The organism is Cupriavidus sp. 01L43 (assembly GCF_056399925.1).
Map to the genome: position 1 here is coordinate 513,817 of NZ_JBFTSH010000001.1, position 15,523 is coordinate 529,339.

Below are 15,523 nucleotides of genomic sequence, written 5' to 3' on the forward strand. Positions count from 1 at the left end.
TAGTAGAGCCGGCTGCACTTGTGGCCAGGTTGCGCCCCCGCCTCCCTCCGATCTGATTTGCTGCATCGCAGCACTGCATGCGCCGTCGCGCATGGCGACTCCGTCAGGTTTAAGTAAGCCGCCGGGCGTACCTTCCAGCCAAAAGCAAGCAGTCCTAAGCCAAACAGGAGACAAGCCATGTCGGCCATCGAATCGGTGATGCAGGAGCATCGCGTTTTCCCACCCCCTGAGTCGTTCGCCAAGACGGCGGCTATTCCCAGCATGGCGGCCTATCAGGCCCTGTGCGACGAAGCCGAGCGCGACTACGAGGGGTTCTGGGCGCGCCACGCCCGCGAGCTGCTGCACTGGGACAAGCCGTTCACCAAGGTGCTCGACGAAAGCAACGCGCCGTTCTACAAGTGGTTCGAGGACGGCCAGCTCAATGCCTCGTACAACTGCCTGGAACGCAATATCGAGCAGGGACTTGGCGAGAAGATCGCCATCGTCTTCGAGGCGGATGACGGCACCGTGAGCCGCGTCAGCTACAAGGAACTGCTGGCCAAGGTCAGCCGTTTTGCGAATGGTCTCAAGGCGCTCGGCGTCAAGAAGGGCGACCGCGTGGTCATCTACATGCCGATGTCCGTGGAAGGCGTGGTCGCCATGCAGGCCTGCGCCCGCATCGGCGCCACCCATTCGGTGGTGTTCGGCGGATTTTCGGCCAAATCGCTGCAGGAGCGGCTGGTTGACGTGGGCGCCGTGGCGCTGATCACCGCCGACGAACAGATGCGCGGCGGCAAGGCGCTGCCGCTCAAGGCCATCGCCGACGAAGCCCTGGCGCTGGGCGGCTGCGAGGCCGTCAAGCACGTAGTGGTCTATCGCCGCACCGGCGGCAAGGTGGCCTGGACCGAAGGCCGCGACCGCTGGATGGAAGACGTCTCCGCCGGCCAGCCCGACGCCTGCGCCGCCGAGCCGGTGGATGCCGAGCATCCGTTGTTCGTGCTCTACACCTCCGGATCGACGGGCAAGCCGAAGGGCGTGCAGCACAGCACGGGCGGCTACCTGCTCTGGTCGCTGATGACGATGCGCTGGACCTTCGACATCAAGCCGGACGACCTGTTCTGGTGTACCGCCGACATCGGCTGGGTCACCGGCCACACCTATATTGCCTACGGCCCGCTGGCGGCCGGCGCCACGCAGGTGGTGTTCGAGGGCGTGCCCACGTTCCCGAACGCCGGCCGCTTCTGGGACATGATCCAGCGCCACAAGGTCAGCATCTTCTACACCGCGCCGACGGCCATCCGTTCGCTGATCAAGGCCGCCGAGGCCGACGAGAAGATCCATCCGAAGCGGTACGATCTCTCCAGCCTGCGCCTGCTGGGCACGGTGGGCGAGCCGATCAACCCGGAAGCGTGGATGTGGTACTACAAGAACATCGGCGGCGAGCGTTGCCCGGTGGTCGACACCTTCTGGCAGACCGAGACCGGCGGCCACATGATCACGCCGCTGCCGGGCGCCACGCCGCTGGTGCCGGGCTCGTGCACGCTGCCGCTGCCGGGCATCATGGCGGCCATCGTCGATGAAACCGGGCAGGACGTGCCGAATGGCAGTGGCGGCATCCTGGTCGTCAAGCGTCCGTGGCCGTCGATGATCCGCACGATCTGGGGCGACCCGGAGCGCTTCAAGAAGAGCTATTTCCCCGAGGAACTGGGCGGCACGCTGTATCTGGCTGGCGATGGCTCGATCCGCGACAAGGAAACTGGCTACTTCACGATCATGGGCCGGATCGACGACGTGCTGAACGTGTCGGGCCACCGCATGGGCACGATGGAGATCGAATCGGCGCTGGTGTCGAACCCGCTGGTGGCCGAGGCCGCCGTGGTCGGTCGCCCGGATGACATGACCGGCGAGGCGATCTGCGCCTTCGTCGTGCTCAAGCGCTCGCGCCCGACCGGCGACGAGGCGGTGAAGATCGCCACGGAGCTGCGCAACTGGGTCGGCAAGGAAATTGGACCGATTGCGAAGCCGAAGGACATCCGCTTTGGCGATAACCTGCCGAAGACCCGTTCGGGCAAGATCATGCGCCGGCTGTTGCGCTCGCTGGCCAAGAACGAGGAAATCACGCAGGATACGTCCACGCTCGAGAATCCGGCCATCCTCGATCAACTGAAGCAAGCGCAATAAGCGCCCCCGCCCGTGCGGGTTTCCTCCCATCCGATGCCGGCCGCGTGCCGGCATTTTCTTGAGTTCGCCCATGGCTGATGCCCAGTCGCGCTTCCGGCGCCGGCTGTTGCTCTACTACGGTCTGTTCACGCTCGGGCTGTTCGGCTTCATCGGCATGATGGGGCTGCTCGAGCATTCCAACGCCGACGCGCTGTGGCTCGGCTATGTCTTCCTGTTCGTCACAATTGCGATCTACGCCTGCATCGGCCTGATCTGCCGCACCTCAGATCTCAACGAGTATTACGTGGCGGGGCGACGGGTGCCGGCGCTGTTCAACGGCATGGCCATCGCCGCGGACTGGATGAGCGCGGCGTCGTTCATCGGCCTGGCCGGCATCCTGTTCGCCTCCGGCTACGAGGGGCTGGCCTACGTGATGGGCTGGACCGGCGGCTACTGCCTGGTGGCGTTCCTGCTGGCACCGTATCTGCGCAAATATGGCGGCTATACGATCCCGGACTTCCTCGCGGCGCGCTACGGCAACGGCAAGCCCGGCGGCAACCTGCCGGTGCGGGCGATTGCGGTGCTGGCGGCCTCGCTGTGCTCCTTCGTCTATCTGGTGGCGCAGATCCAGGGCGTGGGGCTGATCGTCACGCGCTTTATCGGCGTGGAGTTCGCCGTGGGGGTGTTCTTCGGGCTGGCTGGCATCCTGGTCTGCTCGTTCCTGGGCGGCATGCGCGCGGTCACGTGGACCCAGGTGGCGCAGTACATCATGCTGATTGTGGCGTTTTTGCTAACCGTGTCGATGATTGCGTGGAAGCATCATCGCGAGGCGCTGCCGCAGGTCAGCTATGGCTCGCTGCTGGGCCAGATCGAACAGGCCGAGAAGCGGCTTGAGCGCGATCCCGCGGAGCGGCAGGTGCGGGAGTTGTTTCGCCAGCAGGCGGTAATGCTGCAGGAGCGCATCGCGCGGCTGCCGCAGTCATTCGACGAAGAACGGCGCGTGCTGGACGATCGGCTCCAGGAACTGCGCACGCGCAACGCGCCGCTGCGCGAGATCAAGAGCGTGGAGCGCGAGCGGCTGGCGTTTCCCGTGGATGTCGCCGACGCCCAGCAGCAGTGGAGCCAGATGCGGGAGGAGGCGCTGGCGCGCAGCCATGCCGCCACGCCATCGACCGAGCCTTACCCGGCGGCGTCCGAGGCGGAGCGGAAGACCAAGCGGCTCAACTTCGTCCTGCTGGTGTTCTGCCTGATGCTCGGCACGGCCAGCCTGCCGCACATCCTGACGCGGCTGTACACCACGCCGTCGGTCCGGGAAACGCGCAATTCGGTGGCCTGGGCCGTGTTTTTCATCGCGCTGCTCTATGTGTCCGCACCCACGCTGGCGGCGCTGGTCAAGGCCGAGTTCTTCCAGCACCTGGTCGGCACGCCGTTCGCGGAGCTGCCGCAGTGGGTGGTGCAATGGCGCAAGGTGGACCCGCCGGTGTTCGGCATCCGGGATGTGAATGGCGACGGCATCGTCCAGTGGGCGGAAATCCTGATCCAGCCGGACATGATTGTGCTGGCGGCGCCCGAGATCGCCGGGCTGCCGTACGTGATCTCGGGGCTGGTGGCGGCCGGCGCGCTGGCGGCGGCGCTGTCCACGGCGGACGGGTTGTTACTGACGATTGCCAACGCGCTGTCGCACGACGTCTACTACCACATGATCGATCGCCAGGCGAGCCACCAGCGCCGCGTGACGACCGCCAAGATCGTGCTGCTGGCGGTGGCGCTGTTCGCCTCCTACGTGACCTCGCTGCGGCCTGGCAACATCCTGTTCCTGGTGGGGGCGGCCTTCTCGCTGGCGGCGTCGAGCTTCTTCCCGGTGCTGGTCCTGGCCATCTTCTGGCGCCGAACCACGGCGGCCGGCGCGGTGGCAGGCATGGCCACCGGGCTGGGCGTGGCGATGTACTACATCTTCGTCAACTACCCGTTCTTCACGAAGATGACCGGAATCTTCGGCAACCGCTGGTTCGGCGTGGACCCGATCGCCTCCGGCGCCTTCGGCGTGCCGGCCGGGTTTGCCGTGGCCATCCTCGTGAGCCTGGTCACGCCAAGGAACGCACCGGTCATCGACCGGCTCGTCAATTACCTGCGAAAAGGGTAGGGCAGGTCACAACCACATCCCCGAGGGGGCTGGACAGCCCGAACGGCTCTGCTATAATCGCCGACTTCCCGGAGAGATGGATGAGTGGTTTAAGTCGCACGCCTGGAAAGCGTGTATAGGTTAATAGCCTATCCGGGGTTCGAATCCCCGTCTCTCCGCCAGAACAGCCAGTAGCAAAAAGCCGCCCATCGAGGCGGCTTTTTGCATTTCCAGGCGGGATTCCAACATAACGGTGTTGGAGCGCCTGATGGACCAGGCCGCGGCGCACCCTCGGCGACGTCGGGTCAGCAGCCGGCGCCAGGCCGGGCTACCATACCGTGACCATTCGTCCGAGGAGTCCCGCATGTCCAAGGAAAAATCCGGCGTCGCCTTTCCCACGCTGATCGCCTTTGCCGTGGCCGGCATGGCGTTCACCGCGTCAGTCATCCTCGCGTACTACGCGACCCATCCCCAGCGCATCACGAAGTCATAGCCCGCGCGGGCTCAGGTTCGCTGGGCCTTCCGTTTCTGCACCTTGGCCGCCACCGGCATGACCGGGGCGCGCCGCGTGACGACTTCCACCAGCAGGAAGCCGTCCATCTCGGTTTCGTAGACGGTGCGCCCGCAGATGGGGCAGGGTGCGTGTTCCTTGCGTGGGGTCCTCACAAGGCCCAGCCGGTATTCGCGGATGTGGAGCGTCGCGCCGCAGACGCATTCCACTGGCTCGATGTGGTGCATGCCTCTCCTTGTCCTGGCCGGCGAGGTGACCTGCGCCGTCCTGATATCAGGGATCACTCTGGATAGTAGTCAAGGCTTGCCTTATCGGAAACGTTTGGCTTCGCGAGGGCAAACCACCGTATTCCAGATGACAGTGTCCGACCAGTCAATGGATCAGCAAAACAGGGTCATGCGGCGGCTTGCATCACGCGGTTGCGGCCGTTGCGCTTGGCGTCGTAGAGCGCCTCGTCGGCGCGGCCATATGCGTGCTCGAAGGTGCGGCCCTGGGCGGACCAGCTCACGCCGAAGCTCGCCGTGACCGGGCAGTCCACGGGGGAGGGGAAGCGATGCGTGGCGATGGCATGGCGCATGTCCTCGGCCAGCACCAGCGCGTCTTCGAGTGGCACGCCCGGCAGCAGCGCGGTGAATTCCTCGCCGCCCACGCGCCCGATGGCGCCCTCGGCGTCCACGGTGTCCTTGAGGCAGGCGGTCACGCCGCAGATCACCGCGTCGCCCACGGGGTGCCCATAGGCATCGTTGAGCCGCTTGAAATGGTCGATGTCGAGCACGATCATCGACAGGCTCCCGCGCGCCAGCGCCGCCGTGGCGCGGTCGATCACGGCGCCACGGTTGAGCGCGCCGGTCAGCGTGTCGTGCGTGGCGCGGTATTCGAGTTCCTGAGCCAGTTCCTGGAGCCGGTGGTTAAGCCGGTTCATCTCCAGTTCCTCACGGTCGCTGCGGCGGATCAGCCGGCGCGTCTCGCGCATCAGCCGCTCGTAGTAGCTGATGAGCTGCCCCAGCGTATGCCGATACGATTCCTCGCCGGCATCGACATCGCAGAACACGGCCTTGGCATGCGCCAGGACGCTGTTCTCCGATTCGAACAGGTCGGGCTCGGACATGATGGCGGCGGGCGGGTTCAACTGCCGGTGGTCGCTACGTCGTGGAACGCAATCGCAGGGAAGTCGTCGTGCAGCTCCTGGCCGAATTCGAGGATGGTGTCGTCGTCCTCGTCATGGAACCAGTGCAGTTCGATGCGGTTGCCGCGCTCGGCGGCGTCGTTCAGCGCGTCGAAGATGCTGAACAGCATCTTGGTGCTCGAGCTGTTGAAATAAGTCAGCGCCACGTTGACCGTGACCGAGACCCCGTCGCACGCCGCCAGGTACTTGCGCAGGCGGGCGATGGCCTCGCCGTAGAACACGGCAGCGTTCTCGGGGTAGGACTCGCCCTTGAGCGAGAGGATGTGCCGCTCGAAGTCGAAGCTCACCTCGGGCGAGGAGGGCGTGGCGGCGATAAACAGGTTTTCCATGGCAGAGGCTCTTCCCGATAGGTCAGATCGTGGCGACGAGCTGGAACATCGTCGATCCCGGATCCGTGTCGATCGGTTGAAAGTTGTATTCGAGGGGCGCGCTGGCATCGCGCGCCATCGTCAGGAAGCCGAGCCCGGCGCCCTTGCTGCCCTCCGGCGCCTCCGCGCGCAGGGTCTGCTTGTAGGCTTGCTTGATCTGGTCCAGCGTCATCGTGCGCAGCGGCTCCAGCGTGGCGCGCAGCTGGTGCACACGCACCGTCGCCACTGGATTGGAACACATCAGGCGGTAGTGCTCGTCCACCATGCTGATGCACACCGAGCCATGGCGCAACTGGCCGCGCTGCTGCTCGCTCTCCGGCGTGGGTGCGGTCAGGGCGTCCGAGGAGTAGTGGACGATGTTCTGCGCCATTTCCACGAAGGACGAGAACAGCTTGCGCCGCGTGGTGCCATCGACCCCGCTCACGGCGAGCTGCAGGCGCACCGCGTCGGACATGGCGGCGATGATGTTCTGCGAAAAGTAGCCGACGTAGTAGAAGATCACGTTGCGTTCCCGAGCCATCGCGAAAAACGGCTCATATTCCTTGTCAATCGATTGTGCGGCGTTCATGTGTCGTGCGGCCGGTGGGGCGCTGTAAGAGTCTGGCGCGGTGTTATCGGGCGCGGAAGCAGAAGAAGGTCAGGTCGTCGCGGCGCCGGTGCTGGCCCTGCCAGGCGCGGTGCACCTCGAGCACCGCCTGGCTGATCTGCGCCGCAGATGCCGCGCGGCTGGCGCAGATGGCTTCGCGCATGCGGCGCTTGCCGAACGAGATCTCGCGCGGGCCGCCGATCTGGTCGATCAGCCCGTCCGTGGTCACGAAGGCCACCGTGTCAGGCGGCATCGGCACGGCCGCGTTCTGCCACGCGTAGTCCATGCCGGTGTCGACGTAGCCGACGCCCATGCGGGCGCCGTTGATCATCTGGCCCTCGGTGTCACCGGGCTGCAGCACGAACAGCGCGCACTTGGCGCCCGCGAAGGTCAGCGTGCGCGTGGCGTTGTCGAACCAGAAGAAGGCAGCATCCATGCCGTCGTCGGATTCGGCGATGCCGCGCTCGCCCCGCTGGCCGTCCTGCCCGTCGAGCGGTCCGTCGATCTGCCCGAGCATCTGCTTGATGCCGCGATTGACGGCCGCCAGCAGCGCGCCGGGGTCGCGCGGGCCCTGCTGCTCGATGGCCTGCGTCAGCAGCGACGAGGCAATCAGCGTCATGAACGCGCCCGGCACGCCATGGCCGGTGCAATCGGCCAGCGCGGCGAACCAGCCGTCGTCGAATGCTGCGAAATGATAGAAGTCGCCGCCCACCACGTCGCGCGGCTCCCAGACCAGCGCGGCGTCCGGCAGCGTGGCGGCCAGCGTCTGGCGTGAGGTGCGCAGCATCGCCCGCTGGATCGTGCTGGCGTAGTCGATGCTCTGCATGATCTGCCGATTGCGCTCGGCCTGCATGTCGGCCACCACGCGCATCAGCTGCAGGCCGTGTCCCAGACCGATGAACTTGCCGTCGCGGGCGATGATGAAGCCTTCCGCCAGCGCCTTCTCGCCATACTCGACCGCGCGGAACGTCAGCGCGTCGATGCTCATGGCGGCGTCCACGATCAGCGGCTCCTTGTCCATGAACGCGATGCAGCTTTTGCGGTTGTAGAGTTCCTGGTGGTACGGCTTGCTCATCTGCGACAGGAAGATCGACCGGTTGATCAGGCCGATGGGCTTGTCGCGCTCGGTCACGGGCAGGCAGTTGAGGTCGCGGTGTAGCGCAAAGACCTCGAGCACGTCCTGATTCGTGTGGTCGGTCGTCACGGAAGGCGTGATGACGGCCAGATCCTCGGCACAGGGCTGCCGGAAGCGCAGGCGGGCAGCGGAGGGATCAACCAGGACGCCAGACATGACCGAAGGAACCAGGGTGGGGAAAGTGGCCCAGAGTCTACGGCGGATGCATGTCGGCTATGTGACGGTTTTCCTTGTAAATCAATGGTTAAAGCCCCACTCGAGTGGGGTGGCGGCATTAGCGCTCGGCGCTGGTCGACGGGCCGTCCGCGTCGGTCGCCGCGTGCCCAAGCGTGTGCCCCAATGTGTGCCCCAGCGCGCGCCCCAGCAGCGGCCAGCGCTGCGCCGCCGCCCGCGTCTGCACCGCGTCCTGCTGGTCGAAGTATTGCCGTGCGTCGAAGCCTTCGACATGCCGGTCCAGGGCGTCGATGTCGCTGTAGGCGCCAGGGGTGCCGCGCGGCACCGGCGGGGTTTTCGGGGGTTTTGGGGACTTCGGGGACTGGCTCATTTCTGCTCCACCCAGACGCCATCTGGCGTATGAATCACATAACCCTTGCTCAGCTTCATGGTCACGGTGCCTTCGTTCTCGCCCACCATCATCGTCTGCGGCAAGTTCTCGCTGTAGCTGGCGGTGGGCGGCGCGCCCTGGCGGAACGGGCTGTCTGCCACGAGGTTGAACAGCAGCTGCGACAGCGCCAGGAAGCTGGACGGCGCGTCGATCGTCACCATGCCGCCCGTGGCTGTGGTCGGCAGGCCCACCAGCTTCACGCCCACCGGCACGTGGACGATGCGCGGCGTGGGAATCTCGCGCAGCCCGGAGATCTGGTTTTCGTCGCCCCGCAGCGCCGCGCCATGCTCGGGCACGAACACCACCACCGCCTTGCGGCCGGACTTGCTGATGGTCTCGATGATCCGGTCGACGTCCTCGAGCAGCTTGGCCAGCCGCAGCGGATAGGACTCCAGGCTGGTCAGCCGCTTGCCCGGCAGCCGGTTGCCGTCGTGCAGCGTCACCGTGTTGTAGTAGAGCGCCACGGGGCCGCTGTTCTGCTGGAGGCGGCGCTTATACCAGTGGTCGAAGGTGTCGTAGTCGCCCAGCACCGGGGAGTCGTCGAAGGCGCGCATCGCCACGGGCACGCCTTCGTTGGACTCGGGCTGGATGCCCGCCACGCCCACTTCCTTGTCGACAAAGCTCCGGAAATTGTCGAAGCGGCCATCGTGGTTCAGCAGCACGTGGGGGCCGAAGCCGGCCTGGGCGAGTGCCTCGAACAGGTGGCATTCGGCCGGCGCCGGCGAGTACAGGCTGGCGTGGGGCTCCTGGCCGCACGAGGCGCGCAGCAGCCGGATGGCCGCCGGCCCGCTGTAGCTCGCGGCGGAGCTGAAATTCTTGAACAGGTAGTCGAAGCGCGTGAACAGCGGGTGGTTGCTGGCCTTGGCGGCGTCCATGTCGTCCCAGGACAGCGAGCAGATGTGCAGCACGATGATGTCGAACTGCGCGTCGGGCGTGGCCGTTAGCGGCTGGGCGGTGGCCGAGCGGGTCGATTCCTGCTCGCGGAAGGCGGCCAGCTGGGCATCGTAGCCGCCGCGCACCGCGAAGTCGGCGCGTGGGGTGTCTGCCGCGCGCGCGGTCATCTGGTTGAGCCGCGTCGGCGGGTTGCCGTCGCCGGTGCCGTGCCAGAACGGGATGGCGATCAGCGCCAGCAGCACGAAGGTGGTCACCCGCACCCAGCGGTTGATGATCAGGTAGAGCAGCACCGCCAGCACGATCGCCACCACCATCTGCAGGGAGACGATGCGCTGCGCCAGTTCGAGCAGGTACTCGGGCGTGAAGGCGCTCACGTTCGAGAACTGCGACACCACGCGCGCGAACGGCGGCAGCGTCGATTCCCGGTAGGCCAGCATCGCCCCGACCACGATGGCGATGAGCTGGCGCAGCACCCGCAGCGGCCGCGACTCCATCGGCACCGCCAGGAACAGCGCGAACACCAGGTTCGTCAGCCAGTGCGGCTGGAGGTGGCCCGTGTGAAACAGCCAGAGCTTGGCGAGGAAGTAGAGGTTCCAGATTCCCATGGCGATGTGTGGTTCGGCTCCTGCGGCGTGATGGCCGGCGTGATGAATTAAGGCTGGCGGGGGCGGCGGCGCCCGATCAGCAGGTCGACCGCTTCCGCGCAGGCGTCGTAGAGGCGCAGCAGGCCCTGGTAGCCCATCTCGATCACCTCCTTGAGGCTGCGCAGCGGGGCGTCGGCGTGTTCGTCGTCCAGCCAGTCGATCCAGGCGTCGGCGCGGCCGAAGGTGCACTGGATCAGTTCGATCTCGCGCTCGGCGGTCAGGCCCTCCATGCGCACGCCGAGGTGGCGGTTGACGTTGCGCGTGACCAGGCCGGGGAAGTGGTAGGTGCGCGTGCCGCGCGCCAGGCAGACGCCCACGCGCGCGCCTTCGTCCAGCATCACCTCCACCGGCAGCAGCAGGCCGAGGCCGCCCATCGAGTAGTTCTCGGTGCGGCAGGCGAGCGTGGCGCCGTCCGGCAGCAGCAGCGTGGCCGGTACGCGCATCGGAATGCGGTGGGAGACCCGCACCTGCCGCGCCTCCCGCGCCACGCCCACGGCGGCGCCAAGCATGATCAGGTTGGCCAGCGCCCAGCCCATGTTCATCAGCACCGTGGCCGGCTCGTCGGTGCTGCCGAACAGCAGGTGGCCGACGCCAACCGCCAGCCCGATCACGTTGAGCGCCAGCAGCACCAGGTAGGGCTTGGAGATGGTCCAGTCGAGGTAGTCGTCGGCAATCTGCCCGCCCTTGGCGGTGACGTTGAACTTGCCCAGGCGCGGGTTGATGAAGGCCACCGTGGTCGGCAGCACGATGTACCAGGCCAGCACCGATTCGTAGACTTCGGCCCAGAACGAATGGCGGTAGCGGCCCTGGAGCCGCGAGTTGGTCACGTTGGCCACGAACAGGTAGGGCAGCACGTAGGCCATGATCAGCAGCGCCGAGGTGTTGATCACGTGCAGGCCGAAGTACAGGTAGGCGATCGGCATGGTCAGGAAGATCAGCCGGGGAATGCCGTAGAAGAAGTGCAGCATCGCGTTGCTGTAGCAGATGCGCTGGAACAGGTGCAGCCCGCGCCCGAGCAGCGGGTTGTCGATGCGGAAGATCTGCGCCATGCCGCGCGCCCAGCGGATGCGCTGCCCGATATGGCCGGACAGGCTCTCGGTGGCCAGCCCGGCCGCCTGCACCGTGCGCAGGTAGGCGCTGTTGTAGCCGAGCCGGTGCAGCTTGAGCGCCGTGTGGGCGTCCTCGGTGACGGTCTCCACGGCAATCCCGCCGATCTCCAGCAGCGGCGCGCGCTTGATGACCGCGCAGGAGCCGCAGAAGAAGGTGGCGTTCCAGAAGTCGTTGCCGTCCTGGATCAGGCCATAGAACAGGCTGCCCTCGTTCGGCACGCGCCGGAAGGTGTCGAAGTTGCGCTCGAACGGGTCTGGCGAGAAGAAGTGGTGCGGCGTCTGCACCAGCGCGCACTTCGGGTCGGCCAGGAACTCGCCCATGGTCATCTGCAGGAAGGAGCGCGTGGGGATGTGGTCGCAGTCGAAGATGGCGATGTACTCGCCGTCCGTCTTCGCCAGCGCCTTGTTGATGTTGCCGGCCTTGGCGTGGAAATTGTCTTCCCGCGTGAGGTAGCCCACCCCGGCCGCCGCCGCGAACTCCCGCATCGCCGGCCGGCGGCCATCGTCGAGGATGAACACGCGCAGCTTGTGCGCCGGCCAGTCCATGCTCAGCGCCGCGTACACGGTGGGTTGCAGCACAGCCAGCGACTCGTTGTAGGTGGGGATGTAGACGTCCACCGTCGGCCATGCCTCCGGGTCGGCCGGCAGCGCCTTGGGCTGGCGGTTCAGCGGCCACGCCGTTTGCAGGTAGCCCAGCCCCAGCACGATCCAGGTGTAGACCTCGGCCGCATAGAGGAGGTAGCCCACGGCGGCCTCGGTGGCCGTGGTGAACTGCAGCGTCTGCGTGGAGCGCCACCAGATATAGCGGCCCGCCATCAGCGCGGAGAGCACCATCATCGCCAGCGTCGGCAGCCGGCCGGGAATGCGCCGCAGCACCATCAACCCGATCCAGACGATGGCGAACAGCAGTAGCTGGCTCGAGAACGTCAGTGGCGTGGTGCTGATGACCGCGCCGGCCAGGCAGGCGAGCACCAACGAGGTGGGCACCGCGAACGGGATGCGGCCCACGCGCGTGGCGACGGCCTCCACGCCATCGCCCACGCGCGCCCAGTCCACGCGGGGCAGCCGCGCGGCAATGCGGCGCCGCATGCGCGTCACCGCGTAGTAGATCGGCCCGAGCAGGCGGTCCAGCCAGCGCCGGAACGGTGTGACCCCCGGCGGCGCGGCAACCTGGCGACGCTTGCGGAGGTCGGCGGCCAGCCGGTAGCGCGGACGAGGCGGGCGGATGAACAGCCGCCACAGCCACGCGGCGGGGTCGCGGCGGCGGCCCATGCCGAGCCGGGCCAGCGCGCGCCGGTACAGCAGCGCGGCCCATTCCGCAGGAATATCGGGCTTGCCGGGGCGGGGCGGCTGGAACACGGCGCGCAGCACCCAGATGCCGCCGTGCGCCGGCGCGGTGACGCCAAGGTGGCGCGCCAGCCGGTCGCGCGCGACGGCCAGCCAGCGGTGGAGTCGGGCGGGCTTGTCGCTCATCGTTCGCGCTCCTGGGGCGGGGCGCCGATCCAGTGGGACACCCACGACGCCAGCCCTTGCAGGTCGTGCGCAGCCTGCGAGTGTGGCGCGCTGCGGCAGAAGTTCTCGCTGCGCGCGAAGGCTTCCGGAATGCCGCTGTCCTCGTGCACGGGGCAGGCCAGCATCGCATTGCCGAGCGTGGCGCGCAGCAGCGTGACGATATCGGCATGCAGCCGCCGTGCCGGCTGGAGTCGCGTGGCCACGTAGCAGGCGGTGTGGCCGCGCCGCGCCAGCGCATCGGTCAGCCGGCCCAGCCCGACGCAGACTTCGGGCTGCGGCGGCAGCAGCACCAGCACGAGGTCGGCCGCGGCGATGGCCTGGCCCGCGTGCGGCGAGGGCCAGGGCGGCGTGTCGATCAGCACCGCGCCGTGCGCCGGCATGGCCACCTGGGCGATCAGCCCGCGCAGCCAGTGCGGCCCCGCGCGCAGCAGCTTGCCGGCCTGGATGTCATCGTCGTCGCTGTCCTGCTCGCCCCAGGGCACGAACAGCACGCCATCGTCGCTGCGCAGCCCGGCCTGCGCCCACGCGGTGTGCGATCCGTCGGCCAGGCAGCCGGACAGCCCCGCGCGCGCCGCGTCGCGCAGGCCGAAGTGGTAGCCCAGCAGATTGCGCGGATCGCATTCGAGCGCCAGCACCGGGTGCCCGCGCCCGGCCAGCAGCGAGGCCAGCGAGGCCGTCACCATGGTGCGTCCGGCGCCGCCGGCGGGGGAGACGATGGCGATGGTCTTCATCGCGGCGGCTCGCGGTCCGGGCGGCGCTTGCCGCGAATCACCATGCCGTGCAGTTGCGGCGGCAGGCGTACGGTGCGGCGTGGGCGCGGCGTGGTCCATTGCGGGAACCAGCGCAGCAGGTCGAAGCGCCAGATCACGAACGCCAGCGGCGCCGCCAGAATCAGTCCCCAGATGAAGTAGCCAAGGAAGATGGACATGTCGCGTCAGTCCTGTCGAAGCAGCGGCACGGGGTGCGGCTGCGGCATGGCACGCGGCTGCGCGGGCGGGGTGTCGCGCAACGGCAGCGTGGGGATCTCCGCCACCGGCGGGGCGTCGCCGCCGTCATGCGCAACCAGCGCGGCGGTGGTGTCAGGCATCGGCGCCGGGCGGGGCGCCTCTTGCTGGCGCGCGAGCCAGCTGCTGTAGTCGGGCGGCGGCACCTCGGCGATCTCGGCCTCGAAGCGGCCCAGCGTGGCGCCGATGGACTCCAGGTCGCCATTGCGCACGTCGCCATGGAACAGCTCGCCCAGCGGCTGCTGGAACACGCGCCGGCACACGGCATCCACGTCGTCCATGCGGCAGGCGAAGAAGAAGGCGTAGAGGCTGTCGCTGCCGGCCGTGCAGAGATCGCCCGCGCGGTTCATGCGGCAGGCGCGCAGCGCCTCCACATGGGCCACTTCGGGCAGCAGCGGCAGTTGCAGCAGCACGTGGGGCAGCCGGATCATGCGGCTGCGCTCCACGGCGTCGCGCACCAGCGAGACGAACTCGGCGGGCGGCACGTAGCCGCTGGTCGTGGTGGTCAGCACGGCGGACAGTGCGTTGCGGTAGTCGGCAAGAATCGGCCGCGAGAACACCTGCCCCTGCAGGCCCTCGATCATGGCCTGCACCCGGGCGAACGGCGTGCGCTGGGCGATGACGAGGTTGGCGCCGAGGTTGAGCATCAGCAGCTCGTAGTGCTGGCGCATGGCCTCCTTGTCCTCGCGCACGGCAATCTTCAGCGCGCGCCCGGCGCTGCGCCGCAGCCGGTGCACCTGCTCGGCCAGCGCCTCGAGTTCGCGCCCGCCGCCGTAGTGCAGCAGGACCGTGGCCGCCACCGCGCGGGCGGCGCTGGCCACGGCGGCTTCGTTGCTGTCCACTACACGCCAGTGCTCGGGGATGTAGCGCTCGCGCAGCACCGCGTCGCGGCTGACGATCACGCGCTGCTCGTCCGGCGCGAGCATGCCGGCTTCCTCGATTGTGTCGGTGAAGGTCTGCGCGGCGACCATCAGCCGGTGCTCGTGCGGCGCAAAGCGCAGCGGCACGATCTCGCCTGCCACCACGGCCTGGTTGTCGCGCCAGAACGCCACCTCCCAGGTGTACTGCCCCTGCTGCTGCGAGAGCTGCACCGCGCCGGCAAAGCGGCCGTGGAAGCCCTGCAGATCTGGCGCCGGCTGGCCCGGCTCCGGCGCCGGCGGCCCCATCACCAGCAGCACCGCGCAGCGGTGGCGCGCGCACCATTCGCCCAGGCGCTGGCCTTCCTGAGCCAGCCGCGCGGCATCGTGCCAGGCGAAGAACCCCTCCGCCCCTTCGATCAGCATCATGCTGCCCTGCGCCCCGCACTGGTCCACCAGCGCCTGGAGTGCCTCCATCAACCCGTCGATGGCGGGCCGGCTGGCGTCCGTGGGCGGGCGCAGGGCGCACAGGTTGGCGCGCCCGTGGAGGGCGCGGTTGGCGTCGATGTCGAGCCCATGGGCGCGTAGCTGGGCGGCGATGTCGGCGGCGTCGCGCGTGGAGAGTACCGTGGCGGGCGCGCGCAGCGCCGTGGCGGCGGTCTGCCAGAACAGCGCGTCGCGGGCGGGCGAGGGCTCGGCATAGACCACATGCGCGCGGGCCGGCGTGAGCGTGGCCAGCGCCGGCGACAGGCCGTCGATGGCCAGCCCCGTGCGCGCCTGGAAGCGCGCGCGCAGGCCCGGCAGGGCCGTGGCGGGGATGGCGGGGGCAGCAGTGCGGTCGGTGTGCTTCAT

Annotated in this window: 14 protein-coding genes and 1 tRNA gene; 4 read left to right on the forward strand and 11 right to left on the reverse strand. The window is 68.0% G+C overall.

What is annotated here, in order from left to right:
• The first annotated feature begins 177 nt into the window (after positions 1–177).
• The 4 genes from acs (at position 178) to AC1DP9_RS02555 (ending at position 4,754) form a co-directional block, all read left to right on the forward strand.
• Entirely contained in the window at positions 178–2,160 is a 1,983-nt protein-coding gene (gene acs, locus AC1DP9_RS02540) for an acetate--CoA ligase (protein ID WP_477106515.1), read from the forward strand.
• A gap of 70 nt (positions 2,161–2,230) precedes the next feature.
• On the forward strand, positions 2,231–4,282 hold the full coding sequence (locus AC1DP9_RS02545; RefSeq protein WP_477106516.1) for a VC_2705 family sodium/solute symporter: 2,052 nt from the start codon (positions 2,231–2,233) through the stop codon (positions 4,280–4,282).
• 70 nt (positions 4,283–4,352) lie between these two features.
• Positions 4,353–4,443: transfer RNA gene (locus AC1DP9_RS02550), tRNA-Ser, on the forward strand.
• Between the two features lie 182 nt (positions 4,444–4,625).
• Entirely contained in the window at positions 4,626–4,754 is a 129-nt protein-coding gene (locus AC1DP9_RS02555) for a hypothetical protein (RefSeq protein WP_255370660.1), read from the forward strand.
• A gap of 11 nt (positions 4,755–4,765) precedes the next feature.
• Here the strand turns inward: AC1DP9_RS02555 and AC1DP9_RS02560 are convergent, their stop codons facing one another.
• From AC1DP9_RS02560 to bcsE, 11 genes are all read right to left on the reverse strand, one after another.
• Entirely contained in the window at positions 4,766–4,999 is a 234-nt protein-coding gene (locus AC1DP9_RS02560; protein WP_092289943.1) for a hypothetical protein, read from the reverse strand.
• A 167-nt stretch (positions 5,000–5,166) separates the two neighbouring features.
• Entirely contained in the window at positions 5,167–5,880 is a 714-nt protein-coding gene (locus AC1DP9_RS02565) for a GGDEF domain-containing protein (RefSeq protein ID WP_477106517.1), read from the reverse strand.
• 17 nt (positions 5,881–5,897) lie between these two features.
• Positions 5,898–6,287, reverse strand: coding sequence for a DUF1987 domain-containing protein (locus AC1DP9_RS02570; protein ID WP_092289941.1), 390 nt, complete (start codon positions 6,285–6,287; stop codon positions 5,898–5,900).
• A 22-nt stretch (positions 6,288–6,309) separates the two neighbouring features.
• Complete coding sequence (locus AC1DP9_RS02575; protein WP_092289939.1) at positions 6,310–6,894, reverse strand: SiaB family protein kinase; 585 nt, start codon at positions 6,892–6,894, stop codon at positions 6,310–6,312.
• Between the two features lie 43 nt (positions 6,895–6,937).
• Positions 6,938–8,203, reverse strand: a complete 1,266-nt coding sequence (locus tag AC1DP9_RS02580) for a SpoIIE family protein phosphatase (RefSeq protein ID WP_441590522.1) — start codon at positions 8,201–8,203, stop codon at positions 6,938–6,940.
• 118 nt (positions 8,204–8,321) lie between these two features.
• Positions 8,322–8,591, reverse strand: coding sequence for a BcsR/BcsP family cellulose biosynthesis protein (gene bcsR, locus AC1DP9_RS02585; RefSeq protein WP_477106518.1), 270 nt, complete (start codon positions 8,589–8,591; stop codon positions 8,322–8,324).
• Positions 8,588–10,150, reverse strand: a complete 1,563-nt coding sequence (bcsG, locus tag AC1DP9_RS02590) for a cellulose biosynthesis protein BcsG (protein ID WP_441590521.1) — start codon at positions 10,148–10,150, stop codon at positions 8,588–8,590. The genes bcsR and bcsG overlap by 4 nt, the downstream gene beginning before the upstream one ends.
• 47 nt (positions 10,151–10,197) lie before the next feature.
• Positions 10,198–12,771: a UDP-forming cellulose synthase catalytic subunit gene (gene bcsA / locus AC1DP9_RS02595; protein WP_477106519.1), complete on the reverse strand. Its 2,574-nt coding sequence runs from the start codon at positions 12,769–12,771 to the stop codon at positions 10,198–10,200.
• Positions 12,768–13,541, reverse strand: coding sequence for a cellulose biosynthesis protein BcsQ (bcsQ, locus tag AC1DP9_RS02600; RefSeq protein ID WP_477106520.1), 774 nt, complete (start codon positions 13,539–13,541; stop codon positions 12,768–12,770). Before bcsQ ends, bcsA begins: the two co-directional genes overlap by 4 nt.
• Positions 13,538–13,738: a hypothetical protein gene (locus AC1DP9_RS02605; protein WP_092289928.1), complete on the reverse strand. Its 201-nt coding sequence runs from the start codon at positions 13,736–13,738 to the stop codon at positions 13,538–13,540. The genes bcsQ and AC1DP9_RS02605 overlap by 4 nt, the downstream gene beginning before the upstream one ends.
• 6 nt (positions 13,739–13,744) lie before the next feature.
• Complete coding sequence (bcsE, locus tag AC1DP9_RS02610) at positions 13,745–15,523, reverse strand: cellulose biosynthesis protein BcsE (protein ID WP_477106521.1); 1,779 nt, start codon at positions 15,521–15,523, stop codon at positions 13,745–13,747.